This is a genomic window from Herbaspirillum sp. VT-16-41, assembly GCF_001994935.1.
Taxonomy (GTDB): Bacteria; Pseudomonadota; Gammaproteobacteria; order Burkholderiales; family Burkholderiaceae_D; genus Herbaspirillum; species Herbaspirillum frisingense.
Genome location: NZ_MUXB01000099.1, coordinates 441,280 through 467,280, shown reverse-complemented (window position 1 = coordinate 467,280; position 26,001 = coordinate 441,280). Strand labels below are relative to the sequence as shown.

At 62.8% G+C, this 26,001-nt stretch carries 20 protein-coding genes; 15 read left to right on the top strand and 5 right to left on the bottom strand.

Translation table 11 applies throughout. From position 1 onward, the window contains the following. Positions 1–46: 46 nt before the first annotated feature. The 7 genes from hemE (at position 47) to fmt (ending at position 9,399) form a co-directional block, all read left to right on the top strand. Positions 47–1,156, top strand: a complete 1,110-nt coding sequence (hemE, locus tag BTM36_RS10620) for a uroporphyrinogen decarboxylase (protein WP_077236242.1) — start codon at positions 47–49, stop codon at positions 1,154–1,156. Positions 1,157–1,875: 719 nt separating this feature from the next. Then, positions 1,876–4,053, top strand: coding sequence for a primosomal protein N' (locus BTM36_RS10615; RefSeq protein WP_077236241.1), 2,178 nt, complete (start codon positions 1,876–1,878; stop codon positions 4,051–4,053). A gap of 207 nt (positions 4,054–4,260) precedes the next feature. Further along, entirely contained in the window at positions 4,261–5,994 is a 1,734-nt protein-coding gene (argS, locus tag BTM36_RS10610; protein ID WP_077236240.1) for an arginine--tRNA ligase, read from the top strand. A gap of 20 nt (positions 5,995–6,014) precedes the next feature. Further along, positions 6,015–6,671: an SPOR domain-containing protein gene (locus BTM36_RS10605; RefSeq protein WP_077236239.1), complete on the top strand. Its 657-nt coding sequence runs from the start codon at positions 6,015–6,017 to the stop codon at positions 6,669–6,671. Between the two features lie 108 nt (positions 6,672–6,779). Beyond that, the gene (locus BTM36_RS10600) at positions 6,780–7,487 is read left to right on the top strand and encodes a thiol:disulfide interchange protein DsbA/DsbL (protein ID WP_077236238.1); all 708 of its coding nucleotides are present in this window, start codon (positions 6,780–6,782) and stop codon (positions 7,485–7,487) included. Positions 7,488–7,595: 108 nt separating this feature from the next. Then, a complete protein-coding gene (locus BTM36_RS10595; RefSeq protein ID WP_077236236.1) occupies positions 7,596–8,402 on the top strand; it encodes an SDR family oxidoreductase in 807 nt (268 codons plus the stop codon). 43 nt (positions 8,403–8,445) lie between these two features. Continuing rightward, positions 8,446–9,399: a methionyl-tRNA formyltransferase gene (gene fmt / locus BTM36_RS10590; RefSeq protein WP_077236234.1), complete on the top strand. Its 954-nt coding sequence runs from the start codon at positions 8,446–8,448 to the stop codon at positions 9,397–9,399. Positions 9,400–9,409: 10 nt separating this feature from the next. Here fmt and BTM36_RS10585 read toward each other — a convergent pair whose 3' ends face one another. Further along, complete coding sequence (locus tag BTM36_RS10585; RefSeq protein WP_077236233.1) at positions 9,410–9,994, bottom strand: 5'-methylthioadenosine nucleosidase; 585 nt, start codon at positions 9,992–9,994, stop codon at positions 9,410–9,412. A gap of 202 nt (positions 9,995–10,196) precedes the next feature. On the opposite strand from BTM36_RS10585, the gene metH reads away from it, so the two are divergent. From metH to BTM36_RS10565, 4 genes are all read left to right on the top strand, one after another. Beyond that, complete coding sequence (gene metH, locus BTM36_RS10580; protein WP_006461352.1) at positions 10,197–13,940, top strand: methionine synthase; 3,744 nt, start codon at positions 10,197–10,199, stop codon at positions 13,938–13,940. Positions 13,941–14,047: 107 nt separating this feature from the next. After that, positions 14,048–14,332: a WGR domain-containing protein gene (locus BTM36_RS10575; protein ID WP_077236299.1), complete on the top strand. Its 285-nt coding sequence runs from the start codon at positions 14,048–14,050 to the stop codon at positions 14,330–14,332. A gap of 217 nt (positions 14,333–14,549) precedes the next feature. After that, positions 14,550–15,800 carry an MFS transporter gene (locus tag BTM36_RS10570; RefSeq protein WP_077236232.1) on the top strand — a complete coding sequence of 417 codons (1,251 nt, stop codon included), beginning with the start codon at positions 14,550–14,552 and terminating at the stop codon, positions 15,798–15,800. Positions 15,801–15,917: 117 nt separating this feature from the next. Beyond that, entirely contained in the window at positions 15,918–16,607 is a 690-nt protein-coding gene (locus BTM36_RS10565) for a MarC family protein (protein ID WP_006461355.1), read from the top strand. A gap of 23 nt (positions 16,608–16,630) precedes the next feature. On the opposite strand, the gene BTM36_RS10560 is transcribed toward BTM36_RS10565, so the two are convergent. The 4 genes from BTM36_RS10560 to BTM36_RS10545 all read right to left on the bottom strand — a co-directional run bounded on the left by BTM36_RS10560 (position 16,631) and on the right by BTM36_RS10545 (position 22,126). Beyond that, on the bottom strand, positions 16,631–17,284 hold the full coding sequence (locus tag BTM36_RS10560) for an LON peptidase substrate-binding domain-containing protein (protein WP_077236298.1): 654 nt from the start codon (positions 17,282–17,284) through the stop codon (positions 16,631–16,633). A gap of 22 nt (positions 17,285–17,306) precedes the next feature. Next, entirely contained in the window at positions 17,307–18,836 is a 1,530-nt protein-coding gene (locus tag BTM36_RS10555) for a SpoVR family protein (protein WP_077236230.1), read from the bottom strand. Next, a complete protein-coding gene (locus tag BTM36_RS10550) occupies positions 18,833–20,101 on the bottom strand; it encodes a YeaH/YhbH family protein (RefSeq protein ID WP_006461358.1) in 1,269 nt (422 codons plus the stop codon). Before BTM36_RS10550 ends, BTM36_RS10555 begins: the two co-directional genes overlap by 4 nt. A 102-nt stretch (positions 20,102–20,203) precedes the next feature. Continuing rightward, positions 20,204–22,126 carry a PrkA family serine protein kinase gene (locus BTM36_RS10545; RefSeq protein ID WP_006461359.1) on the bottom strand — a complete coding sequence of 641 codons (1,923 nt, stop codon included), beginning with the start codon at positions 22,124–22,126 and terminating at the stop codon, positions 20,204–20,206. A gap of 1,184 nt (positions 22,127–23,310) precedes the next feature. On the opposite strand from BTM36_RS10545, the gene rpmH reads away from it, so the two are divergent. From rpmH to yidC, 4 genes are read left to right on the top strand one after another with little or no spacing between them, the layout of a single operon-like run. Next, positions 23,311–23,448, top strand: coding sequence for a 50S ribosomal protein L34 (gene rpmH, locus BTM36_RS10540; protein WP_006461360.1), 138 nt, complete (start codon positions 23,311–23,313; stop codon positions 23,446–23,448). A gap of 26 nt (positions 23,449–23,474) precedes the next feature. Beyond that, positions 23,475–23,888: a ribonuclease P protein component gene (rnpA, locus tag BTM36_RS10535; RefSeq protein WP_077236229.1), complete on the top strand. Its 414-nt coding sequence runs from the start codon at positions 23,475–23,477 to the stop codon at positions 23,886–23,888. A gap of 6 nt (positions 23,889–23,894) precedes the next feature. Further along, positions 23,895–24,236 (top strand): membrane protein insertion efficiency factor YidD, encoded by a 342-nt coding sequence (yidD, locus tag BTM36_RS10530; RefSeq protein WP_077236227.1) that lies wholly within the window; start codon positions 23,895–23,897, stop codon positions 24,234–24,236. 16 nt (positions 24,237–24,252) lie between these two features. Next, positions 24,253–25,968 carry a membrane protein insertase YidC gene (gene yidC, locus BTM36_RS10525; RefSeq protein ID WP_006461363.1) on the top strand — a complete coding sequence of 572 codons (1,716 nt, stop codon included), beginning with the start codon at positions 24,253–24,255 and terminating at the stop codon, positions 25,966–25,968. The last annotated feature ends 33 nt before the right edge of the window (positions 25,969–26,001 follow it).

Sequence of the window (26,001 nt, the reverse complement as noted above, 5' to 3'; positions counted from 1 at the left end):
GATGCGATAATGCCGGATTGTCCTCAGAGCGCATTGCAGGCCGACCATGTCTTCTTCCACGTCTCCGTCCACCTCTCAGTCCACCTTCGCTCCGCTGAAGAACGATACCTTCCTGCGAGCCTTGTTGCGCCAGCCCACCGACTACACGCCGCTGTGGCTGATGCGCCAGGCCGGCCGCTACCTACCCGAATACCGCGCCACCCGCAGTCGCGCAGGTTCCTTCATGGGCCTGGCGACCAACCCGGACTACGCGACCGAAGTCACGCTGCAGCCGCTGGAACGCTATCCCCTGGACGCCGCCATCCTGTTCTCGGACATCCTCACCGTTCCCGACGCCATGGGCCTGGGTCTCTATTTCGCAGAGGGCGAGGGTCCCAAGTTCGAGCGTCCCCTGCGCGATGAAGCCGCGATCCGTGCGCTGCAGGCCCCGGACCTGGAGCGCCTGGATTACGTCTTCAAGGCGGTCACCCAGATCCGGCGCGAGCTCGATGGCCGGGTTCCGCTGATCGGCTTCTCCGGCAGCCCCTGGACGCTGGCCTGCTACATGGTCGAAGGTGGTGGCTCGGACGATTTCCGCCTGGTCAAGAGCATGCTCTACAGCCGCCCTGACCTGATGCATCACATCCTCAAGACCAACGCCGCTGCGGTAGCCGCCTACCTGAATGCTCAGATTGCCGCCGGTGCGCAGGCCGTGATGATCTTCGATACCTGGGGCGGTGCGTTGGCCGATGGCATCTACCAGCAATTCTCCCTGGCCTACATGCAGCAGGTGGTCAGCCAGCTCCAGCGCAAGCAGGATGGCCAGCAGATTCCGGTGATTGTCTTCACCAAGGGCGGTGGCCTGTGGCTGGAGCAGATCGCCGCCATCGGCGCCGACGCCGTAGGCCTGGACTGGACCGTCAACCTGGGCGACGCACGGCGCCGTGTGGGCGACAAGGTCGCCCTGCAAGGCAACCTGGACCCCAACGTCCTCTTCGCCGGCGACGACGCCATCCGCGCTGAAGTCCGCAAGCTGCTGGAGTCATTCGGACGTCCTGGCCCCGGCAGTGGCCACGTCTTCAACCTGGGCCATGGCATCTCCCAGCACACCCCGCCGCAAGCCGTGGCGACCCTGGCGCAGGCGGTGCAGGAAATGAGTCGTGCCATGCGCGGCTGATCGTGCGCGTATCTGTCGTTATCTGTTCATATCTGTGCAGCGGGATAAGCTAATATGCACATCCTTGCCGGTCGGACCTGACTTATACACATTCGCCGGCGTTTTCTGATTGAGAATCAAACTTATTGGAATATGAACGGCAAGTGCAAGACGGTGTTTGTAAGTCCTTGATTTTCATGGATTTATTTTTTTCGAATAAATGCCTGGTCTGTCCGTAAGCCGCTGTGGTATTAGGTCTCGGACTTGTCAAGAGGCACTTGTCAACAAAGTTATCCACAGGCGCTGTGCATAATGGGCAAAAGCGTTTACAAAACCGCCGCTTATCGAAGTATTTGAAGAATTACTTTAAGTTTGTAGGACAGTACGCGCAGGTCGGTGCAGGAAAAAGCCAGGGTTTTTTTTGTCAGCCAGCACTTGACAAATGCCCTTCGCCTGATCCGCAAACCAAGACTTATGCACATAAAAGGCATGCCGCATTTGCACAAACCGTCTAAGCAAATTTTTTTCCCGTGCTAAGGCGAACAATTTTAAGTCATTGATTTTATTGGACTAATTTTTTGCCCTGCATTTGGGCAGCGCGCCGTAAGCCTCGCCCAGTCTACTCGTGGCGATGTCAAGAGGCATTTGTCCCCAAAGTTATCCACAGGGTTTGTGGATAGGTTGAAAAATGACGATTAAACCGGGGCTTAGGCCGGTTTTTCAGGATTTACATTAAGTTCGTGGAACAACGTCTGCTTCAGGTCGCGCTCGATACGCCCCTGCATACCGTCTTTGATTACCGCTGGAAGGCCAGTTCGCCGGATGAGCCGTTGCCGGCGATCGGCCAACTGGTGGTGGTCCCCTTCGGCCGCCGCGAAGCCGTCGGCGTGGTCGTCGGCCAGGATGCGCAGACCGACCTGCAGGCCGACAAGATCAAGGACGTCATCGCCGTGCGGCACCAGTTGCCGCCGATGTCAGCGCATTGGCTGGCACTGTGCGGCTTTGCCGCCGACTACTACCAGCGTCCGCTGGGTGAGGTGATGCTGCCGGGGCTGCCCAAGAATCTGCGGGCCCTCACCACGGTGGCGCTGGACAAGGCACTCAAGGCCCTGGGCCGGCTTGCGCCCGCGACCAAGGCCAAGCCCAGGTCCAGGAAAAAGGCGGCGGTGGCCCCCACGGTGGAGGAAGCCATCGTCGATCCTGTGATGGCCGACCCATCGCCGGACCCGCTGCAACTGGGTGCCGCGCCGCCGCTGAACCCGTCCCAGCAGCAGGCGGTCGATGCGATCGCCGGTGCCGAGGGTTTCGCCCCGTTGCTGCTGTATGGCGTCACCGGCAGCGGCAAGACCGAGGTCTACCTGCAGGCCGCCGCCGCCATCCTGCGTCGCGCGGCAGAGCAGCCCAGCTCATCCGGTTCGCCTGAGCCTGGCCAGCCGACGCCGGCTTCGGCCCCCGCCCAGATCCTGGTGCTGGTGCCGGAAATCAACCTGACTCCGCAGCTGGAAGGCAACATCCGCGCACGTTTCCCGCATCTGAACGTGGTCGCCCTGCACAGCGGCCTGGCCGAGGGCGAGCGTGCCCGCAACTGGCTGGCGGCCCACCTGGGGCAGGCGCACATCGTGCTGGGGACGCGGCTGGCGATCCTGTCGTCGCTGCCGTCACTGAAGCTCATCGTCATCGACGAGGAACACGACCCCTCCTACAAGCAGCAGGAAGGCCTGCGCTACTCCGCGCGCGACCTGGCCGTCTGGCGTGCGCACCAGCTGGGCATCCCGGTGGTGCTGGGTTCGGCCACGCCCTCGCTGGAAACCTGGCAGCACGCCCAGGCCGGCCGCTACCGCCGCCTGGAACTGCGCCAGCGCGCGGCCCTGCAGGCAGTGCTGCCCAGCGTCAAGGTGATCGACATGGAGCGCGACAAGCCCGTCGACGGCCTGACATCGACCTTGATCGCGGCCGTGCGCAAGCGCCTGGAGCAGGGCGAGCAGTCGCTGCTGTTCCTCAACCGGCGTGGCTATGCGCCGGTGCTGGCCTGCGATGCCTGCGGCTGGATCAGCAACTGCATGCGCTGCGATGCCTTCATGGTGGTGCATCGCCCCGAGCGGCGCCTGCGCTGCCACCATTGCAGCCTGGAACTGCACATTCCACGCGCCTGCCCGACCTGCGGCAACGTCGACCTGCAACCGTTGGGACGCGGCACCCAGCGGGTCGAAGAGGGCCTGCATGGCATCTTCCCCGAGGCCCGCATCCTGCGTATCGATGCCGACTCCACCCGCCTCAAGGGCTCGGCCCAGAGCGCTTTCGACAGCGTGCACCGGGGCGAGGTCGATATCCTGATCGGCACCCAGATGGTGGCCAAGGGGCATGACTTCAAAAAGCTCACCCTGGTGGGCGTGCTCAATCCCGACACCGCCCTGTTCTCGCACGACTACCGCGCCAGCGAGCGCCTGTTCGCGCAACTGATGCAGGTGGCCGGCCGCGCCGGCCGTGCCGGGCTGTCGGCCGATGGCAGTTCGGGCGAAGTGCTGATCCAGACCCGCTATCCGCATCACCCGCTGTACCAGGCCGTGATCCGCCACGACTACGATGGCTTTGCCGGTGAATTGCTGGACGAGCGGCGCCAGGCGCATTTCCCGCCGTTCATGTACCAGGCACTGTTGCGCGCCGAAGGTCGCGAACTGGAGATCGCCATGGACTTCCTGAAGGAAGCGGCCACCTTGCTGGACGCCCCGGCCATCACCATCAACGAACCGATCCCGATGACCATGATGCGGGTGGCCAATGTCGAGCGTGCCCAATTGCTGATCGAATGTCCCTCGCGTCCGACACTGCAGGCTTTCCTCAAGGAATGGCTGGCCTTGTTGCGGCAGATGAAGACCCGCGCGCGCTGGTCGCTGGAAGTCGATCCGGTCGATATCTGAGACGGCCCGGGCCGGTTTTTGTTGTGATTCCGGCATCTTTGCCTCGGCAGGGCGCCGGACTGCACGCAAGCCGCTTGTTCATGCAGCCAACACGGTACGCCTAGCCGGTATAATCTCGGCTGCTCAACCAATTGCAAGCGATCCCTCCGCGCGGCGCCTCACAGCCGGTCCAGCGCCACGGCCGCTTCCGCTTTACCCCTCATTCCCATGCTCGCACAACAGAAACAACGCATCTCCGACCTGTTCTCGTCCGCCCTGCAGCCGCTGCTGGCCGACAGCGGCCTGACGCCGACCATCACCCTGGAGCGCCCGCGTGACGCCTCGCACGGCGACATCGCCTGCAACATCGCCATGCAGCTGGCCAAGCCGCTCAAGAAGAACCCGCGTGAGCTGGCCCAAGCCATCGTGGCCGCCGTGATGGCCGACCCGGCCCGTGAAGGCCTGGTGGAATCGGTCGAGATCGCCGGTCCGGGCTTCATCAACCTGCGCGTGGCCGCAGCCGCCAAGCAGGCGGTGGTGAAGGCGATCCACGAACAGGGCGAGGCCTTTGGTCGCGGCACTGCAGGCGCGGGCCAGAAGGTGCTGGTCGAGTTTGTCTCCGCCAACCCTACAGGTCCGCTGCACGTGGGTCACGGTCGCCAGGGTGCGCTGGGCGATGCGTTGTCGTCGCTGCTGGACGTGCAGGGCTACGATGTCCTGCGCGAGTTCTACTACAACGACGCCGGTGTCCAGATCGCTACGCTGGCAAGCTCGGTGCAGGCGCGCGCCCGCGGCTTCAAACCGGGCGATGCGCAATGGCCGGAATCGGCCTACAACGGCGACTACATCGCCGACATCGCCCGCGACTTCCTGGACCAGAAGACCGTCGCCGCCAGCGACGGCGAACCCGTCACCGGCAGCGGTGATGTCGAAGATATCGAGTCGATCCGTCGCTTCGCCGTCGCCTACCTGCGTCATGAGCAGGACCTGGACCTGCAGGCCTTCGGCGTGAAGTTCGACAATTACTACCTGGAGTCCTCGCTCTATGCCGACGGCAAGGTGGCTGCTGCCGTGGACGCGCTGGTCAAGGCCGGCAAGACCTACGAGCAGGATGGCGCGCTGTGGCTGCGCACCACCGACTATGGCGACGACAAGGATCGCGTCATGAAGAAGACCGACGGCACCTATACCTACTTCGTGCCCGATGTCGCCTATCACATCAACAAGTGGCAACGTGGCTACGGCAAGGTCATCAATATCCAGGGCAGCGATCACCACGGCACCATCGCCCGCGTGCGTGCCGGCCTGCAGGCAGCCGGCGTGGGCATCCCGCAAGGCTATCCCGACTACGTGCTGCACAAGATGGTCACCGTCATGCGCAATGGCGAAGAGGTCAAGATCTCCAAGCGCGCCGGTTCCTACGTCACCCTGCGTGACCTGATCGAATGGTCGGCCGGCGAGGCCGTCGAAGGCCAGGAACGCGACCTCACCCGCGGCCGCGATGCGGTGCGCTTCTTCCTCATCTCGCGCAAGGCCGATACCGAGTTCGTCTTCGACGTCGACCTGGCCCTGGCCCAGTCCGACGAAAACCCGGTCTACTACGTGCAATACGCCCATGCGCGCATCTGCACCGTGCTGGGCAAGTGGGGTGGCAACGAGGATGAGCTCAAGGACGTGACCGACCTGTCGCCGCTGACCGCCCCGCGTGAAGCGACCCTGCTGGCCAAGCTGGCCGAATACCCGGACATGCTGGCGCATGCCCTGCAGGAGCTGGGACCGCACCAGGTTGCCTTCTACCTGCGCGATCTGGCAGGCGAACTGCATAGCTACTACAATGCGGAACGCGTGCTGGTCGACGATGTCCCAACCAGGTCCGCACGCCTGGCGCTGTTGTCCGCCACCCGTCAGGTACTGCGCAACGGCCTGGCCCTGCTGGGCGTATCGGCCCCGGCCAGAATGTAAACAAGCAGCTAAAGAGAAACGTGAAACCGTTGAACGCGAAACATCACAAGCAGGCCGGCGGCACGCTGCTCGGCCTGATCCTGGGTTTGATCGTCGGCCTGGGCATCGCCGTGGGCGTGGCCCTGATGATCACCAAGTCGCCCATTCCCTTCGTCAACAAGGTGGTGCGTCCCGAACGGGCCGATCCGACCCCGGCCCAGGCGGCCGACCCCAACCGTCCGCTCTACGGCAACCGCGACATCGCTCGCGAGGCCGCGCGCGACCAGCAACAGTCGCAGACCCCGGTGCCGCCCAATACCGCCGCTGCCCAGCCGGTGCCGCCAGTGGCGCCGACACCCCAGGCCGCGACCCCGCCGGCCAAGCAGCCTGACACCAGGACGGCGGACGCCAAGCCCTCTGCCGCCGCGCCGTCGGCCTCCAAGAACGACAGCAACGACGACAAGTGGACCTACTTCCTGCAGACCGGTGCCTTCCGCGACCAGGCCGATGCCGAGAGCGCCCGCGCCAAGCTGGCCCTGCTCGGTTTCGAAGCCCGCGTCACTGAACGTACCGCCGACAGCGGCGTGCTCTATCGGGTGCGCATCGGTCCCTTCGACCACGCCGAAGCGATGAACCGCACGCGCAGCAAGCTGTCCGATAACGGGGTCGATGCCGCCATCGTGCGCATTCCCAAGTAATCCACAGCACACCCACGGTGCCGGCGGCAAGGGATGACCGGCCGGCACGGGGTGCAGACCGGCGCACAGGCCGGTTCCAAACGACTATCCATCAGAGAGGGTAATACCATGCGTTTCCATCAAAAGCTGCTGGCAGCCGTCAGCTTTGGCGTACTGGCCTTCGCCGCCAGCGTCGGCGCCTCGGCCTCGCCGGCCAATCCGCAAGTGGGCAGCGACTACCGCGTGCTGGAACAGGCCCAGCCGACTGACTCCGGCAACAAGGTCGAAGTCACCGAATTCTTCTGGTTTGACTGCCCGCACTGCGCCGCATGGGACCCCTCGCTGACCGCCTGGGTCAAGAAGCAAGGCGACAAGATCAACTTCAAGAAGGTGCCGGTGGCCTTCCGTGATACCTTCGTGCCGCAGCAGAAGCTGTACTACACGCTGGAAGCCATGGGCAAGGCGGATGAGCTGACCCCCAAGATCTTCCACGCCATCCACGTCGAGAACCAGCGCATCAACACCGACAAGACTATCCTGGCCTACATCGAGAAGATCGGTCTGGACAAGCAGAAATTCCTCGACCTGTACAACTCCTTCGGCGTGCAGACCAAGGCCCGCCGTGCCGCCCAGCTGCAGGAAGCCTACAAGGTCGACGGCGTGCCCATGATCGCCATCGACGGCCGTTATGTGACCTCGCCGGCCGTGGTCGGTGTGGCCCTGGCCAACCAGCCCGAGTCGATGCAGCAGGCCGCTGCCCTGCAGGTGATGGATCACCTGGTAGCCAAGGTCGCTGCCGAGAAGGCCGCCGGCGGCGCTGCAGCCAAAAAGAAGTAAGCTTCACCTGTCCTGCGCGGTCCGCGTCCGCAAGGCCGCGGACCGTTGTCATTTGAGCCCGGGCATGTTCGACCGGTCGCAACCCTTCACATACCCTCAGGAGCCGGCATGGCCACCCTTCCCGTCGTCGCAGCCCAGGAACGCGTCTTCCTGACCGGAGCTTCCAGCGGCATCGGCATGGCCCTGGCGCGCGCCTATGCACAGCGTGGCGCGGTCCTGGGGTTGGTGGCACGGCGTGGCGCCGAGCTGGAGGCCTTGCGAGCCAGCCTGCCGCATCCTGAACGGCATCGCGTGTATGCGCTCGATGTCACCGATCACGCCGCCCTGGCCACTGCCGCAGAGTCTTTCATGACCGAGTTCGGTGGCGCCGACGTGGTCATCGCCAACGCCGGCATCTCCCAAGGCACGCTCACCGAATACCAGGAAGACCTGCGCGCCTTCGAGCGCATCCTGGCCGTCAATGTCACCGCCACCTTCGCCACCTTTACGCCCTTCGTGGCGCGCATGAAGGCACAACCCGAGGCACAGCGTCGCCGCTGCCGCCTGGTCGGCATCGGCAGCGTGGCCGGCATCCGTGGCCTGCCCGGTGCCGAGGCCTATAGCGCCTCCAAGGCTGCCGTGATCAGCTACTGCGAATCACTACGGGTGGAATTGCGCACCTCCGGCATCAAGGTCGTGACCATCGCACCCGGCTATATCGACACCCCCATGACCCGCGTGAACACCTATCGCATGCCCTTCCTGATGCCGGTGGAGCGCTTCGCCGAACGCGCCGTACAGAGCATCGCCGAAGGCGTCAGCTACCGCGTCATTCCCTGGCAGATGGGGGTGGTGGCCAAGCTGCTCAGACTGCTGCCGAACTGGCTGTACGATATGGCCTTCGCCCGCGCCCCGCACAAGCCCCGCAATCTCTAGCAACCCGACCCAGCGGCGCCCAGCGCCGCGTCTGGAGTTTTTCATGAAGATCATTTTCGCCGGCACGCCGGAATTTGCCGCCGTCGCTCTCGAAGCCCTGTACGCCGCCGGTCACGAGATCACCCTGGTCCTGACCCAGCCTGACCGTCCGGCCGGACGCGGCATGCAGCTGCAGGCCTCGCCGGTCAAGCAATGCGCGCTGAAGCACGGCACGCCGGTGGCGCAGCCGGTCTCGCTGCGCCTGAACGGCAAGTACCCCGAGGTCGCGCAGGAAGCGCATGCGCTGCTGCAATCGACCCCGCATGACGTGATGGTGGTCGCCGCCTATGGCCTGATCCTGCCGCGCAGCGTGCTCGACATCCCGCGTTACGGCTGCATCAACATCCATGGCTCGCTCCTGCCGCGCTGGCGCGGCGCCGCCCCCATCCACCGCGCCATCGAGGCCGGCGACACCGAGACCGGCATCACCATCATGCAGATGGAAGAAGGACTGGATACCGGCCCGATGATGTTGATCGAAAGCCTGCCCATCACTGACGAGGACACCACCGGCAGCCTGCATGACAAGCTCGCCGCGCTGGGCGGCCGGATGATCGTGGAAGCCATTGAAAAGCTGGAGCAGGGCGCATTGCCGGCCACGCCGCAACCGGAAGAGGGCGCCAACTACGCCGCCAAGATCGCCAAGGAAGAGGCTGCGCTGGACTTCAGCCAGAGCGCGCAACAACTGGCGCGCCGCATCCGCGCCTTCAATCCCTTCCCCGGTGCCACCGGCCGCTTCGGCGACACCGTGGTCAAGCTGTGGCAGGCGCGTCCGGTGACCGTGGCGCAGCAGGGTGAACCCGGCCAGGTGTTGTCGGCCGATGCCCAGGGCGGGATCGTGGTGGCCTGCGGCGAAGGCGCACTGCTGCTGACCGAATTGCAGAAGCCCGGCGGCAAGCGCCTGCCGGCGGCGGAATTCCTGAAGGGCTTCCCGCTGGAAGGCGGCCGCTTCGCCTGAGCGGGTGGGCTCAGGCGTATTGCTTGAGCACGTGCGGCAGATGCCGCCAGAACAGCTCCGCACCCAGGTGGACGCGGGCCTGCCAGTCATCGGCGGCATCGTCGTCGGCGCCGTCGGTGACGAACTTGAAGGCCCGCCAGGGCAGCCCGAAATGGTGGCAGACACGGGCGATGGCAAACAACTCCATGTCCACCAGATCCACCCCCTGCGCCACCAGCCAGTCGTCGGCTGCGGTGACGAAGCTGTCGCCGGTGCCGCACAGCACGCCGGGATGGCCGGATTCCAGGCGCGGCGGTTGCTGCTCCTGGTTCATCAGCGGCGTCACGCCACGTGGCGCCAGCGGCATGGCCGCCATGTCGCGCTGGATCACTGCCGCCACTTCCAGCAGGCCGTCATGGTGCGGATCGATCTTGCCCGCGGTACCGAAGTTGATCACCAGGCGCGGCTGCCGCTCCAGGATGGCCCGGGTGGCATGCAGCGCGGCATTGACCTTGCCGACGCCGCAATAGAGCAGCTCTACGCCATCGGGCGCGTCAGTGGCCTGGAGTTCGCTTTCCAGGGCGGTCAGGATGAGGATGGGGCGAGGCGCTGTCATCTTTGTCAACAGTTGATGGATTGCAAGCAAATCCAGCCGCAAAGGCCGGCTGGCTCGGGGGGTAGGGCGCTTTCGCGTATAATCTGGCTCTCATTTTTGCCTGTAAAACCGGTCGGTCCAGACCGGTTTTTTTGTCCCGCCAAAGCGTGGACAGTCCCGCAGACAGGCCCGCATTGTTGCCGCAACCAGAGAAAAACGCCAGATGAAGCCGAACGAACTGTGCCAGACCGAATTGCTGCTGCGCGACCTGATGTCGCAGCGCATCCTCATCCTCGATGGTGCCATGGGCACCATGATCCAGCGCTACAAGCTGACCGAAGAGGATTATCGTGGCCAGCGTTTTGCCGACTTCAGCGTTCCCGGCAAGGAGATGTTCGTCAAGGGCAACAACGAGTTGCTCTCGCTGACCCAGCCGCACATCATCCAGGAAATCCACGAGCAATACCTGGCCGCCGGTGCCGACCTGATCGAGACCAATACCTTCGGCGCCACCAGCGTGGCCCAGGACGATTACCACATGGCGCATCTGGTCTACGAGATGAACCTGGAATCGGCCCGCCTGGCCCGCGCCGCCTGCGACAAGTATTCGACCCCGGACAAGCCGCGCTTCGTGGCCGGCGCCCTTGGCCCCACGCCCAAGACTGCATCGATTTCTCCTGACGTCAACGATCCGGCAGCGCGCAACGTCACTTTCGATCAACTGGTGACCGCGTACCTGGAACAGACGCGCGCGCTGGTCGAAGGTGGCGCCGACGTGCTGCTGGTCGAGACCATCTTCGATACCCTGAACTGCAAGGCTGCGCTGTTCGCCATCGATACCTTCTTCGAGGAAAGCGGCAAGCGCCTGCCCATCATGATCTCCGGCACCGTCACCGACGCCTCCGGCCGCATCCTGTCGGGCCAGACCGTGACCGCCTTCTGGAATTCCATCCGTCACGCCCGCCCGCTGACGGTGGGCCTGAACTGCGCGCTGGGTGCAGCCCTGATGCGCCCCTATGCCGAAGAACTGTCGCGCATCGCCGATACCTACGTCTGCATCTACCCCAACGCCGGCCTGCCCAATCCGATGAGCGACACCGGCTTCGACGAAACCCCCGACGTCACCTCGGCCCTGCTGAAGGAATTCGCCGAGAGCGGCTTCGTCAACGTCGCCGGCGGCTGCTGCGGCACCACGCCGCCGCACATCAAGGCCATCGCCGAGACGGTGGCCACCATCGCTCCGCGCAAGGTCCCGGAAGCCACTCATGAGATGCGCCTGTCGGGCCTGGAGCCCTTCACCATCAATGATGAATCCCTGTACGTCAACGTCGGCGAGCGCACCAACGTCACCGGTTCCAAGGCCTTCGCCCGCCTGATCCTCAACGAGCAGTACGACGAAGCCCTGGCCGTGGCCCGCCAGCAGGTCGAGAACGGCGCGCAGATCATCGACATCAACATGGACGAGGCGATGCTGGATTCGGTCGCCGCCATGACGCGCTTCCTGAACCTGATCGCTTCTGAACCGGACATCGCCCGCGTGCCCATCATGATCGACTCCTCCAAGTGGGAAGTCATCGAAGCCGGTCTCAAGTGCGTGCAGGGCAAGTCCATCGTCAACTCCATCTCGATGAAGGAAGGCGAAGAGAAATTCCTGCGCGAAGCCAAGCTGTGCCGTCGCTACGGCGCCGCCGTGATCGTCATGGCCTTCGACGAAGTGGGGCAGGCCGATACCTTCGCGCGCAAGATCGAAATCTGCGAGCGCGCCTATCGCCTGCTGGTGGACAAGCTGGACTTCCCGCCGGAAGACATCATCTTCGACCCCAACATCTTCGCGGTGGCAACGGGTATCGAGGAACACAACAACTACGCGGTCGACTTCATCGAAGCCACCCGCTGGATCCACGAGAACCTGCCCTACGCCAAGATCAGCGGCGGTGTCTCCAACGTGTCCTTCAGCTTCCGCGGCAACGACCCGGCGCGCGAGGCCATCCATACGGTCTTCCTGTACCACGCCATCAAGGCCGGCATGACCATGGGCATCGTCAATGCCGGCATGATCGGCGTCTATGACGACCTGCCGGCCGAACTGCGCGAGCGCGTGGAAGACGTGGTCCTGAACCGCCGCGACGACGCCACCGAGCGCATGATCGAATATGCCGCCACCCTCAAGGCCGGCGACAAGAAGGAAGAAGCCACCCTGGAATGGCGCAGCGAACCGGTCGCCAAGCGCCTCTCGCATGCGCTGGTGCACGGCATCACGCAATGGATCGTGGAAGACACCGAAGAGGTGCGCCAGCAGATCGCCGCCGATGGTGGCCGTCCCATCCATGTTATCGAAGGCCCGCTGATGGACGGCATGAACGTGGTCGGCGACCTGTTCGGCCAGGGCAAGATGTTCCTGCCGCAGGTGGTCAAGTCGGCCCGCGTGATGAAGCAGGCCGTGGCGCACCTGATCCCCTTCATCGAGGAAGAAAAGCGCCAGCTCGAAATCACCACCGGCGAGGTCGCCAAGCCCAAGGGCAAGATCGTGATCGCCACCGTCAAGGGCGACGTCCACGACATCGGCAAGAACATCGTCACCGTCGTCCTCCAGTGCAACAACTTCGAGGTGGTCAACATGGGCGTGATGGTGCCCTGCGCCGAGATCCTGGCCAAGGCCAAGGAAGAGAAGGCTGACATCATCGGCCTGTCGGGCCTGATCACCCCCTCGCTGGAAGAGATGGCCTACGTGGCCAAGGAAATGCAGCGCGACCCGTATTTCGCCGGCATCAAGATGCCGCTCATGATCGGTGGCGCCACCACCTCGCGCGCACACACGGCGGTCAAGATCGCGCCCAACTACGAAGGCCCGGTGGTCTACGTGCCGGACGCCTCGCGTGCCGTGTCGGTGGCGCAATCGCTGCTGGCCGACGAGCAGAAGACACAGTACGTCAGCGAACTCAACGCCGACTACGAACGCATCCGCGAGCAGCACGCAAGCAAGAAGGCCGCACCCATGCTGTCGCTGGCAGCCGCCCGCGCCAACAAGACCCGGCTCGACTTCGCCCCGGTCAAGCCCAAGTTCATCGGCCGTCGCCTGTTCAAGAATGTCGACCTGGGCCTGCTGGCCAACTATATCGACTGGGGCCCGTTCTTCCAGACCTGGGACCTGGCCGGACCTTATCCCGCCATCCTGACCGATGAGGTCGTCGGGGAAGCCGCTACCAAGGTCTTCGAAGAGGCCCAGGCCATGCTCAAGAAGATCATCGATGGCCGCTGGCTCACCGCCAATGGTGTCATCTCGCTGCTGCCGGCCAATACCGTCAATGACGACGACATCGAGATCTATACCGACGACAGCCGCAGCCAGGTCGCCTTCACCTACTACGGCCTGCGCCAGCAGACCGAGAAGCCGGTGGTCGATGGCGTGGCGCGTCCCAACCAGTGCCTGTCGGACTTCATCGCGCCCAAGGATTCGGGCGTGCAGGACTACATCGGCATGTTCGCCGTCACCGCCGGCCTGGGTATCGAAAAGTACGAGAAGCGCTTCGAGGATGCGCATGACGATTACTCCTCCATCATGCTCAAGGCCCTGGCCGACCGCCTGGCCGAAGCCTTTGCCGAATACCTGCACGAGCGCGTGCGCAAGGACCTGTGGGGCTATGCCGCCGACGAGCAGTTGAGCAGCACCGACCTGATCAAGGAAAAATACCTCGGCATCCGCCCCGCGCCCGGCTATCCGGCCTGCCCGGAGCACACCGTCAAGGCTGACGCTTTCCGCACCATGCAGTGCGACGAGATCGGCATGCAGTTGACCGAGTCCTATGCCATGTTCCCTGGCGCGTCGGTGTCGGGCTTCTACTTTGCCCATCCGCAGTCGAAGTACTTCGTGGTCGGCAAGATCGGCGCCGACCAGGTCGAGGACATGGCCCGCCGTCGCCAGGTGTCCAGGGACGAGCTGGAGCGCTGGCTCGCGCCCAACCTGTAAGTCCTTCCATGCCCGGCCTGCGCGCCGGGCAGTTTTTCCTGTGGCTTGTATTCGGCAGCCGTCCTGCTATCATCCACGCCCGCCGTTCCGTAGCCCTTGCTTTAGCCATGATCGATTCCGCTGACCACGTCACCCATGCACTGCCCGTGACCGTGGCCACGCGCCTGCACTTCTCGGACGGCAAGTCGCGCGCCATCTTCACCGTGGACCTGGTCCAGGACCTCCTGGGGGACTGGGTACTCACACAGGCCTGGGACGGTGCCGAGGGCCGCAGTGCGGTGCGTCGCGTGGTGGTCGAGGGCCATGAGCAGGGCCTGCAGATGCTGCAGAAGATCGCCCGCCACAAGGAGCGCCTGGGCTTTCGCCAGGTGCACCTGTATCACGTTGGCTGATCACGTTGGCTGATCACGTCGGCTGATCACGTCGGCTGATCACGTCGGCTGAACACGTGGATTGATCCCCCCACATCGCCGGCGCCAAGTACTCACCAGCAAGCCGGCGCGACCCATGTTAGGCTAGTCGGCCCGCACCAGTCGGGTGCAATTCTTGCGCGGCAGATAAAAACCAGAAACGCCGCAGCGATATCAATAATTAGTCCGGAGACCGACCGTGCCACCCTCATTGCCCCCAGAGCCTGCCGCCGTTGACCGTCATCAGGTCGATTCCTCCTATGCCGTGCTGCGCCTGTGCATCACCATGGTCTTGATGGTCGTCGGGGCCAGCGGCATGTACGTGATGGCGGTGGTGCTGCCGGCGGTGCAGGCGCATTTCCAGGTGGATCGTGGCCTGGCGTCCATGCCCTACACGCTGACCATGCTCGGCGTGGGCGTGGGTGGCCTGCTGATGGGGCGCATGGCCGACCGCTCCGGCATCATGCGCCCCCTGCTGCTGGGCGGCGTCTGCCTAGGTGGGGGCTTCATCGCCGCAGCGCTGGCGCCCAATATCTGGTTCTTCATGGCGGCGCACTGCGTGCTGATCGGCCTGCTGGGGACGGCCTGTACCTTTTCCCCGCTGGTGGCCGACACCTCGCTGTGGTTCCGCAAGCGACGCGGTATCGCCGTGGCGGTATGCGCCAGCGGCAACTACCTGGGTGGCGCGATCTGGCCACCCATCGTCCAGCATTTCGTCGACAGTGTCGGCTGGCAGCAGACCTATATCGGCCTGGGCATCACCTGTACGCTGATCATGTGCTCATTGGCCCTGCTGATGCGCGCCCGTCCTCCGGTGCAGGAAAGTGGCACGACCGGCGCCCGCATCGGCGGCGGACCGCGTCCCTTCGGCCTCTCGCCCGGTGCGGCGCAGTTGCTGCTATGCGTGGCCGGTGTGGCCTGTTGCGTGGCCATGGCCATGCCCCAGGTACACATCGTGGCCTACTGCGGCGATCTCGGTTACGGTCCGGCGCGGGGTGCCCAGATGCTGTCACTGATGCTGGCCTGCGGCGTGGTCAGCCGCCTGGTCTCGGGAGCCATCTGCGACCGCATCGGCGGCCTGCGCACGCTGTTGCTGGGTTCCATGCTGCAGGGCCTGTCGCTGCTGCTGTTCATCCCCTTCGACAGCCTGGCTTCGCTGTACATCATCTCGGCACTGTTCGGCCTGTTCCAGGGCGGCATCGTGCCGTCCTACGCCATCATCGTGCGCGAATACTTCCCGGCCGCCGAAGCCGGCCAGCGGGTGGGGGCGGTCATCATGGCGACCATGTTCGGCATGGCCCTGGGCGGCTGGATGTCGGGCAAGATCTTCGACCTGACCGGCTCCTATCACGCCGCCTTCGCCAACGGCATCGCCTGGAACCTGCTCAACCTGGGTATCGCAGTCCTGCTGCTGACCCGTGTGCGCGGCATGCGCTTGCGCGCGGCCTGATCAGGCCAGCAGCGGGCGAACATCGGGCGCACAGCACGGTCGTAGTTGGCAGCGTAGCGGCTTTCAGCTACGCTGCCGGGTCAACCGATCAATGCATTTCCGAGCGCCCATTCCGCCATGTTCATCCTCTTCCTCAAGGCCGTGGTCCTGATCCCGATCACGCTGCTGCCCATCCTCAATCCGCTGGGCATCGCACCGGTGTTCGCCAACCTGCTGGGCAACGTCAGCCGCAGCACCGAGAAGCGCATTGCGCGCCAGGTGGCCATCAATTGCTGGTTCATGCTGGTGGCGGCGATCTTCATCGGTTCGCACGTGCTGACCTTCTTCGGTATCTCGCTGCCCATCGTGCGCGTGGGTGGTGGCCTGCTGGTGGCGGTATCGGGCTGGAAGCTGCTCAACGACAACAGCCAGGACAGTTCCATTCCCACCCAGGTCGCCAAGACCTATGACGAAGACCTGCCCGACGAAGAGATCAAGGCGCGCAGCTTCTATCCCATGAGCTTTCCCCTCACCGTCGGACCGGGCACGATTGCCGCCTCCATCACGCTGGGCGCCAATACGCCCACGCGCCTGCTGGACTGGGTGATTTCGGTGGGCAGCGCCGCGCTGGGTGCCGCGCTCACCGCGCTGGTGATCTTCCTCTGCTACAACTACGCCCACAAGCTGGTCAACCTGATGGGGCGCCTGGGCACCATGGTGGTGCTGCGCCTGTCGGCCTTCATTCTGTTGTGCATCGGTATCCAGATCTTCTGGTCGGGATTGTCGGCCTTGCTGGCCGAGGCGGGGATCAGCGGGGTCGCGCCGTAAGGCAAGGGATAAGGGGGAGGCGGCTACTTCAGCCAGCCCAGTTCATCCAGCGCGTCCTGCACCAGCTCCAGGCGGAGCACGGGGTTGTCCAGCGCCAGCAGGCTCTGCTTGAGTTCGACTGTGATGGGCATCATCTCGGCCCAGCGGTTGGCGACCCAGCCGCAATCGTCCAGCCGGTAAGGTGCCGCGATCGGCACCTCGCTCTCCGGCAGGCCCTGGCGCAATACCGACTGCAGCAGGTTGTCCAGCGCCTGCGCGGTGTTGCCCAGTTCCTCGGGAATCGTCACGGCGCGATCGGCCTCCATCATTTCCACCTGGGCCGTCCACAGGCCATGCTTCTGCTGTTCGGCCTGCAGGATGCGGAAGCGCTCGTCACCCAGGCAGGCCACCCGCATCAGACCGGGGGATGGCGTACTCCACTCCTTGATGCGGGCCATCGTGCCTACGCCGACGAAACGCTCGCTCTGTCCCGGACGACGGACCTCGGAGCCTGCCGTCAGGGCCACCACGCCGAAGCCACTGCCTTCGGCGATGCACTTGCCGATCATGTCCAGATAGCGCACCTCGAAGATCTGCAGCGGTAGCCGCCCTTCGGGAAAGAGCGTGCTGGCCAGCGGAAACAGCGGGATGGTTCGGGCCGAGATCGGCGGGCGCGGGGTGGCGGGGGCAGCGGGCATCATCACTCCTGATGGCGATCAGTCATGAGCGCAGAGCATACCTGTTCTCGGCCACGCATTCATAGCGTTGCACAATGTAGCCGTTGTCATCCACGCTCTCCAGATAGACGTCGAACTGCCACAGCCGGGCCATGTGTCGCAGCACCTCATTGGTGCTGTCGCCCAGCGAGCGGCCGTCACTGCGGAAGTGGCGCAACGTCAGGCTGCGGTTGCCGCGCGTGTTGACCGACCAGACCTGGATGTTGGGCTCGCGGTGGTTGATGTCGTACTGCCGCGAGAGGGCCTGGCGCACATACTGGAAGCCGCGCTCGTTGTGGATGGCCGAGACCTCGATCTCGCTGCGCGTCTCATCGTCCAGCACGGCGAACATGCGCATGTCGCGCATGAGCTTGGGCGAAAGATACTGGGCGATGAAGCTCTCGTCCTTGTAGTTGCGCATCACGTATTGCAGGGTGTCGAGCCAGTTGCTGCCGGCGATCTCGGGGAACCATTCGCGGTCTTCATCGCTGGGCTGTTCGCAGATGCGGCGGATGTCGCTCATCATCGAGAAGCCCAGGGCATAGGGGTTGATGCCGTTGTAATAGGGCTTGGTGATGGGCGGCTGGAACACCACATTGCTGTGCGAATGCAGGAATTCCATCATGAAGCCATCGGTCAGGCGACCCTGGTCGTAGAGCGTATTCAATAGCGTGTAATGCCAGAAGGTGGCCCAGCCCTCGTTCATGACCTGGGTCTGGCGCTGCGGATAGAAATACTGGCCGACCTTGCGCACGATGCGGATCACTTCACGTTCCCAGGGCTCCAGCAAGGGCGCGTTCTTCTCGGCGAAGTAGAGCAGGTTTTCCTGCGGCTCGGAGGGGAAGCGGCCTTCGACAGCAGCGGCGGCCGTTTCCTTCTTCGCCGGCAAGGTGCGCCAGAGTTCGTTGACCTGCGACTGCATGTAGGCTTCGCGCTCGCGCTGACGCGCCTTTTCCTGCGCCAGCGACAGCCGTTGCGGGCGCTTGTAGCGATCCACGCCGTAATTCATCAGCGCATGGCAGGAGTCCAGCAGCTCCTCGACCCGCTCGAAGCCATGACGCTCTTCGCACTCGGCAATGTAATTGCGTGCATACACCAGGTAATCGATGATGGCACTTGCATCGGTCCACAACTGGAACAGGTAGTTACCCTTGAAGAAGGAGTTGTGTCCGTAGGCCGCGTGAGCGATGACCAGGGCCTGCATGGTCATCGTGTTCTCTTCCATCAGGTAGGCGATGCAAGGGTCGGAGTTGATCACGATCTCATAGGCCAGGCCCATCTGGCCGCGCTTGTAGTCGCGCTCGGTCAGCATGAAGTGCTTGCCGTAGGACCAGTGCCGATAGTTGACCGGCATGCCGTGCGAGGCATAGGCATCCATCATCTGTTCGGCCGAGATGATCTCCAGCTGGATGGGATAGATGTCCAGCTCGTAACCCTTGGCCACCCGGGCGATTTCATCGTTGTAGCGTTCGATCAGATCGAAGCTCCAGTCCGAGGGGCAGGGCAGGGGGTCATGCTTGAAGCGGCTGTTCATGCGTGCACCTGCTTTTCAAAGAGTTCGCGGAAGACCGGGTAGATCTCGGCGGCCGACTGCACCTTCTTCATGGCGAAGTGCGGGTGCGACTCGATCAGTTGCATGTACTCGGTCCACAGGTTCTGTTCCGGATCGGCCACCTGGATGTAGGCGAAGTAGCGCGTCAGCGGCAGGATGGCCGACTCCAGCAGCTCGCGGCATTTCGGAGAATCGTCGTTCCAGTTGTCGCCGTCGGAGGCCTGCGCTCCGTAGATGTTCCATTCGCTGGGGGAGTAGCGCTTGGTGATGATGTCGTGCATCAGTTCCAGGGCGCTGGAGACGACGGTGCCCCCACTTTCCTGCGAGTGGAAGAAGGTGTTTTCATCGACCTCGTCAGCTCGCGTGTGGTGGCGGATGAAGACCACTTCGATGTGCTCGTAATTGCGCGTGAGGAAGAGATACAGCAGGATGAAGAAGCGCTTCGACAGATCCTTGCGCTGCTCATCCATCGAGCCCGACACGTCCATCACGCAGAACATCACCGCACGACTGGAGGGTTGCGGTTGACGCACCCGGTTCACATAGCGCAGGTCGAAGGGGTCGATGAAGGGGATGCGCAGGATGCGGGCGCGCAAATGCTTCACTTCCTCTTCCAGCAACTGGATGTCGGCGCTGTGCTCCTCGGGTTTGCGCTTCATCTCGGCCAGCGTTTCCTCGGCCACGTCGAGCTGGCGCTGCAAGGGACCACCCAGGGCGATGCGGCGGCCCAGCGAGGAGCGCAGCGAGCGCACCACGTCGATGTTGTTGGGCGAGCCATCCACCGAATAGCCGGCGCGCTGGTTCTTCCAGCTTGGTACCTGCAGCAGGTTGGTTTCCACCAGGCGCGGCAGTTCGAGGTCCTCGAAGAAGTAATGCATGAATTCTTCGCGGGTCAGTTCGAAGGTGAAATCGTCCTGTCCTTCGCCGTCGTTGCTGGCACTGCTGCCGCCTCCGCCGCCGCTGCCACCGTTCTGGCGCGGGATGCGGTCACCCTGCAGGTAATCCTGGTTGCCCGGATGCACAGCCTCGCGCTTGCCGCCCTTGCCGTGATGGAAGAAGGGCTCCGAGACATCCTTGCGGGGGATGCTGATGCTCTTGGATTTTTCGAGATCGGTGATGCTGCGGTCGCGCACTGCGTCCGCCACCGAACGTTGGATATGCCCCTTGAAGCGCCGCAGGAAGCGCTCCCGGTTGGCGATGCTCTTGTTCTTGCCAGCCAGCCTGCGGTCGATGATCTGATGCAGCACTCGGTTCTCCTGCTAGTGGTCGGCGGTGCGCCAGGCGCACGGCGCCGAAGGGTCGCCACGCGCATCGCCACGCATGCCGCGGACGATGCGCAACAGCGGCGCTTACGAGGACTTGCGCACGCGCAGGTACCATTCGCACAGCAGGCGCACCTGCTTGGGCGTGTATCCCTTGCTGACCATGCGATTGACGAAGTCTTCGTGTTTCTGCATTTCCTCGGTGGAACCCTTGGCATTGAAGGAGATCACCGGCAGCAGGTCCTCGGTGTTGGAGAACATCTTCTTCTCGATCACCACACGCAGTTTTTCGTAGCTGGTCCACAGCGGGTTCTTGCCACCGTTGTTGACCCGGGCGCGCAGTACGAAGTTGACGATCTCGTTGCGGAAGTCCTTGGGATTGCTGATGCCGGCCGGCTTCTCGATCTTTTCCAGTTCCGCATTCAGGGCGGCGCGGTCGAAGCTCTCGCCGGTGTCGTGATCGCGGTATTCCTGGTCCTGGATCCAGAAGTCGGCATAGGTCACGTAACGATCGAAGACGTTCTGGCCATATTCCGAGTACGACTCCAGGTAGGCGGTCTGGATTTCCTTGCCGATGAATTCGGCATAGCGCGAGGCCAGCGTGTCCTTCACGAAGGAGAGGTATTTCTGCTCGGCTTCCTGCGGGAACTGTTCACGCTCGATCTGCTGTTCCAGCACATACATCAGATGCACCGGATTGGCCGCGACCTCGGTGGTATCGAAGTTGAACACCCGCGACAGAATCTTGAAGGCGAAGCGGGTGGAGATACCGTTCATGCCTTCATCGACGCCGGCATAGTCGCGGTACTCCTGATAGGACTTGGCCTTGGGGTCGGTGTCCTTCAGGTTCTCGCCGTCGTAGACCTGCATCTTGGAGAAGAGGCTGGAGTTTTCCGGCTCCTTCAGGCGGGTGAGCACCGAGAACTGCGCCATCATCTTCAGGGTGCCCGGCGCGCAAGTGGCCTTGGCCAGCGAAGAGCTGCGAATCAGTTTTTCATAGATCTTGATTTCTTCGGACACGCGCAGGCAATACGGCACCTTGACGATGAAGATACGGTCCAGCAGCGCTTCGTTGTTCTTGTTGTTGCGGAAGGCCTTCCACTCCGATTCGTTGGAGTGGGCCAGGATGACGCCATCGAAGGGAATCGCGCCAAAGCCTTCGGTGCCCTTGAAGTTGCCTTCCTGGGTTGCCGTCAGCAGCGGGTGCAGGACCTTGATGGGCGCCTTGAACATTTCCACGAATTCCAGCAGGCCCTGGTTGGACAGGCACAGTCCGCCCGAATAGCTGTAGGCGTCGGCATCGTCCTGTGAATACTGTTCCAGCTTGCGGATATCGACCTTGCCCACCAGGGTCGAGATGTCCTGGTTGTTCTCGTCGCCCGGTTCGGTCTTGGAAATGCCGATCTGGCGCAGGATCGACGGGTAGCGCTTGACCACGCGGAACTGGCGGATGTCGCCGTTGTACTCGTGCAGGCGCTTGACGGCCCAGGGGCTCAGGATGGGCTTGAGGTAGCGGCGCGGGATGCCGTACTGTTCCTCCAGGATGGCGCCATCCTCGTCATAGTCGAACAAGCCCAGCGGCGATTCATTGACCGGCGAACCCTTGATGGAATAGAAGGGCACCTGCTCCATGAGCTGCTTCAGGCGCTCGGCGATGGAGGACTTGCCGCCGCCCACCGGACCCAGCAGGTAGAGAATCTGCTTCTTCTCTTCCAGGCCCTGGGCGGCATGGCGGAAATAGGAAACCACTTGCTCGATCACTTCTTCCGCGCCGTAGAACTCCTTGAAGGCGGGATAGACCTTGATGACCTTGTTGGCGAAGATGCGCGAGAGGCGCGGATCTTCCCGGGTGTCGACCTTCTCCGGCTCGCCGATGGCCATCAGCATCCGTTCGGCAGCCGATGCATAGACTGCCGGGTCGTTCTTGCAAAGATTCAGATACTCTTCAAGCGATAATTCTTCTTCTCTGGTCTTGTCGAACCGGCTTGCAAAGCTGCTGTAGATATCCATACCACCTCCGTCGCTCTCAAAAAAGTACGAAACAGATTCATATGTCTGGACTTGCCATCTGCGGTTATCGAAGAACGCGTCGGTGACTCGGAAAAGCGTCATTGCCGGTGTGTTCTTTGAAAGCCGTAGCGTCTACAGCGTGATGCGAAGAACTTTTCAGTTCTGTTTTTTATTCTAGTCCTTTTTTACTTCGTCTTTTGCTTCCAGGTAGTGATCCATTGTGACCGGCATGGTTCATCTGATGCGAAGATTTTCTGAACTGCCGGACGTCATGGCGAAAACGATCCATCTGATGAGAACGATCCCTTCGCGCCATTCTTACGCGCTATTTGCGAAGCAAGCTTCTGTCCATGCTCTTTCAATGTGCGGATTGCTGCAGCGGTTGACCTCACGGTGCGCTATTTTCGCGCAGCGCGCCATCGTAAAAACCCTGATGGCCGTCGGGAGAAAACCGGCAGACAATATCCGCCTGGTCAGATTGGCAGGCGTTCCCGCCTGTGTTTGTCGTCTCCTGGTTGCGGTGCGATTTGCACACTGATGACTACCCCTAGTCCCTTATAGCTGGAATCGTGCCAGCCCGGTATGACTTATTTCTACAGGCGGCGTGGAGCCAGCATCTTTTTTGTAACGAGGGCGGTCGCAAGCCTGGGGTGTTGCTGTTCTGCCTCATCCCTTGAGCCAGTACGGCGCTGTGAAATGCTTTAGATGATTTTCGCAGTTGAACATGAGGCGCACGCATGGGCTCCATGCGTTGGCAGAATTGCAGTGGCGGGAGGGGATGGGAATCATGTCGTCATGGCAATTTCTTTCCTGTCCCTGTCGTCGGCGAGGCTAATCTGCCACGTTCCTGTCGCGAACTCGGCCGTTGCTTGTCATCAGCAGCCTCAAAAGCGCATAAGTCATTGACAGCTAAGTAGAAAATGCAGTCTAATTCAGGGTTCACCATCTGAAGAATTGCGCGCGGTGCCGTCGCAGTGCTGTTTCAGTTGCAGGTCGCCCGATTACCTCCGGTAAGCCAGGCCGCCAGCGACAGAGGCCAACAAATGGTGTCAGCGATGCAGGGGCTGCCGGCTTATATGGCGGCAGGGCATCGGTGATGCGGAACAGGCACACCGAAAGCGGTTCCAGAATTCCGATTTATTTTTGCTGTTTGCTCCAAGGCAGCCCAACTTAGCGAGTCCAACATGAAACGTACTTACCAACCTTCCGTCGTGCGTCGCAAGCGTACCCATGGTTTCCGTGCCCGTATGGCAACCCGTGGCGGCCGTGCCGTGATCAACGCCCGTCGCGCCAAGGGCCGCAAGCGTCTGGCTGCTGTTTAAGCCAGGGCATTGCGCTGCCGTTTCGAGTGACGGACGTCCGCTCACCGCTTCCAGCACGTCAAGCAGGCGACTTCCCACGCGATCGGCGAATCGTTAAAACGGATGAGTTTTCATCCGTTTTTCGTTTGCGCCCCGTGTATCGTACCGAGCACTTCGTGTTGTATGCGCGCCGTAACAGCCTGCCGCAGGCCCGCCTTGGCGTGGTTGCGGCCAAGCGGCTCGCGCCGCGTGCCGTGACCCGCAATACGATCAAGCGTGCCACGCGCGAGCTGTTCCGCCAGGCCGAATTGCCCGCCGTGGATTGCATCGTGCGCCTGTCGCGCCCGGTCAATACACGCAAGGATCCGGCACGCAGCGCCAGCGTCAAGGCCATGCTGCGGGCCGAGTTGCTGCAGTTGTTCGCCTTCTTGCCGAACGCGCCGGCATTTGCCAGGAAATAGGAAGTGATGAAAACGCCTTTGCTCCTGCTGTTACGTGCCTACAAGCTGGGAGTAAGCCCGTTCCTGGGGCAGAATTGCCGTTTCTATCCCAGCTGTTCCGACTATGCCGCCGAGGCGGTGCGCGTACATGGCGCGCTCAAGGGTAGCTTCCTGGCCGGCAAGCGCCTGTGCAAATGCCATCCCTGGCATGCCGGCGGACTGGATTTCGTGCCGGGTTCGGCCGAAGCGCGGGTGCATGCGATGAGCCAGTCTTCCGCGTCTTCTCCCGATTTTCCGAATACTTCGTCGCAGCCCCCGGCTGCGCGGGTTTCTCCCCCTGTGGCCGCTGACGGTTGCAGCCACTCCTGAACTCATCAATACGCATATGGATATCAAACGTACCGTCCTGTGGGTTGTATTCTCCTTCTCCCTGCTGCTGCTCTGGGATAGCTGGATGCGCCATAACGGACATCAGTCGATGTTCTTCCCGTCGGCCACCCCGACTCAGGAGCAAGCCGCCGCCAATCCGGCCGCACCCACCGCCAGCCCGACCGGTTCGCCTGTCCCGCAGGCAGGTACGCCGGCTCCGGCTGCTGCCGGTACCCCTGGCGCAGTGCCGGGCGCGGACGGCAATGCCGTGGCGACCAAGGGCGAAACTATCACCATCACGACCGATCTGGTGAAGGCCAGCATCGACACCGTCGGTGGCGAACTGAAGCGCCTGGAACTGCTCAAGCAGCCGGACGTGGTCGATCCGACCAAGAACGTGGTGCTCTTCGATTCCGAGCCCGGCCATATGTACCTGGCCGAGTCGGGCCTGATCGGCGGCCCCTTCCCCAACCACAAGACCATCTTCACCGCCCAGCCGGGTCCGCGTTCGCTGGACAACGGCAATGAAGTGCAACTGGTGCTGGTGGCCGACCAGGGTGGCGTGAAGCTGACCAAGACCTACACCTTCAAGCGCGACAGCTACCTGATCGACGTCAAGCACACGGTGACCAACGCCACCGGCGCGGCCATCAATCCCTCGCTGTACCTGCAGCTGGTGCGCGACGGCAACAAGCCGGGCGGCGAATCGCACTTCTACAGCACCTTCACCGGCCCGGCCGTCTACAGCGACAGCGAACACTTCGAAAAGCTGGACTTCGAGAAGATCGCCAACGGCAAGCAGCAGCACGTGAACAAGGCCGACAACGGCTGGATCGCGATGGTGCAGCACTACTTCGTCTCGGCCTTCATCCCGCCGGAGAAGGCCCAGCGCGACGTCTTCAGCAAAAAGGTTGGCGACAACCTGTATGCGGTCGGTTCCATCCTGCCGCTGGGTACCGTGGCGCCCAACGCCAGCGTGACCATGGACAGCCAGCTGTATTCCGGCCCCACCGTCTCCAAGACCCTGCAGGCCATCGCCCCGGGCCTGGACCTGGTGCGTGACTACGGTCACCTGACCGTGATCGCCGAGCCCATCTTCTGGCTGATGACCCACATCCACAACCTGGTGGGTAACTGGGGCTGGACCATCATCCTGCTGACGGTGCTGATCAAGCTGGTGTTCTTCCCGCTGTCGGCTGCCAGCTATCGCAGCATGGCCAAGATGAAGGCGGTCTCGCCCAAGATGCAATCCATCCGCGAACGCCACAAGGGTGATCCGCAGGCCATGAACCGCGAGATGATGGCGCTCTACAAGACCGAGAAGATCAACCCGCTGGGTGGCTGCCTGCCCATCGTGATCCAGATCCCGGTGTTCATCGCGCTGTACTCGGTGCTGCTGGCATCGGTGGAAATGCGCGGTGCGCCTTGGCTGGGCTGGGTGCATGACCTGACCGCACCGGACCGTCTGTTCGGCACCATCCCCTACTTCAACATGCCCATCGGCCTGCTGCCCATCATCATGGCTGCCTCGATGTTCCTGCAGACCAAGCTGAACCCGACCCCGCCGGATCCGGTGCAGGCCAAGGTGATGATGTTCATGCCGCTGGTGTTCTCGTTCATGTTCTTCTTCTTCCCGTCCGGCCTGGTGCTGTACTGGGTGACCAACAACATCCTGTCGATCGCGCAGCAATGGGTGATCACCCGCAATATCGAGAGCGGCAAGACCAAGTAAGCCGGTCCCTGTCGTCATCGAAGAAAAAACCCG

Coding starts and splice junctions, on each gene's coding strand:
- hemE (WP_077236242.1), top strand. CDS start 47: ATGTCTTCTTCCACGTCTCCGTCCACCTCTCAGTCCACCTTCGCTCCG.
- argS (WP_077236240.1), top strand. CDS start 4,261: ATGCTCGCACAACAGAAACAACGCATCTCCGACCTGTTCTCGTCCGCC.
- BTM36_RS10600 (WP_077236238.1), top strand. CDS start 6,780: ATGCGTTTCCATCAAAAGCTGCTGGCAGCCGTCAGCTTTGGCGTACTG.
- BTM36_RS10595 (WP_077236236.1), top strand. CDS start 7,596: ATGGCCACCCTTCCCGTCGTCGCAGCCCAGGAACGCGTCTTCCTGACC.
- fmt (WP_077236234.1), top strand. CDS start 8,446: ATGAAGATCATTTTCGCCGGCACGCCGGAATTTGCCGCCGTCGCTCTC.
- BTM36_RS10585 (WP_077236233.1), bottom strand. CDS start 9,994: ATGACAGCGCCTCGCCCCATCCTCATCCTGACCGCCCTGGAAAGCGAA.
- metH (WP_006461352.1), top strand. CDS start 10,197: ATGAAGCCGAACGAACTGTGCCAGACCGAATTGCTGCTGCGCGACCTG.
- BTM36_RS10575 (WP_077236299.1), top strand. CDS start 14,048: ATGATCGATTCCGCTGACCACGTCACCCATGCACTGCCCGTGACCGTG.
- BTM36_RS10565 (WP_006461355.1), top strand. CDS start 15,918: ATGTTCATCCTCTTCCTCAAGGCCGTGGTCCTGATCCCGATCACGCTG.
- BTM36_RS10560 (WP_077236298.1), bottom strand. CDS start 17,284: ATGCCCGCTGCCCCCGCCACCCCGCGCCCGCCGATCTCGGCCCGAACC.
- BTM36_RS10555 (WP_077236230.1), bottom strand. CDS start 18,836: ATGAACAGCCGCTTCAAGCATGACCCCCTGCCCTGCCCCTCGGACTGG.
- BTM36_RS10545 (WP_006461359.1), bottom strand. CDS start 22,126: ATGGATATCTACAGCAGCTTTGCAAGCCGGTTCGACAAGACCAGAGAA.
- rpmH (WP_006461360.1), top strand. CDS start 23,311: ATGAAACGTACTTACCAACCTTCCGTCGTGCGTCGCAAGCGTACCCAT.
- yidD (WP_077236227.1), top strand. CDS start 23,895: ATGAAAACGCCTTTGCTCCTGCTGTTACGTGCCTACAAGCTGGGAGTA.
- yidC (WP_006461363.1), top strand. CDS start 24,253: ATGGATATCAAACGTACCGTCCTGTGGGTTGTATTCTCCTTCTCCCTG.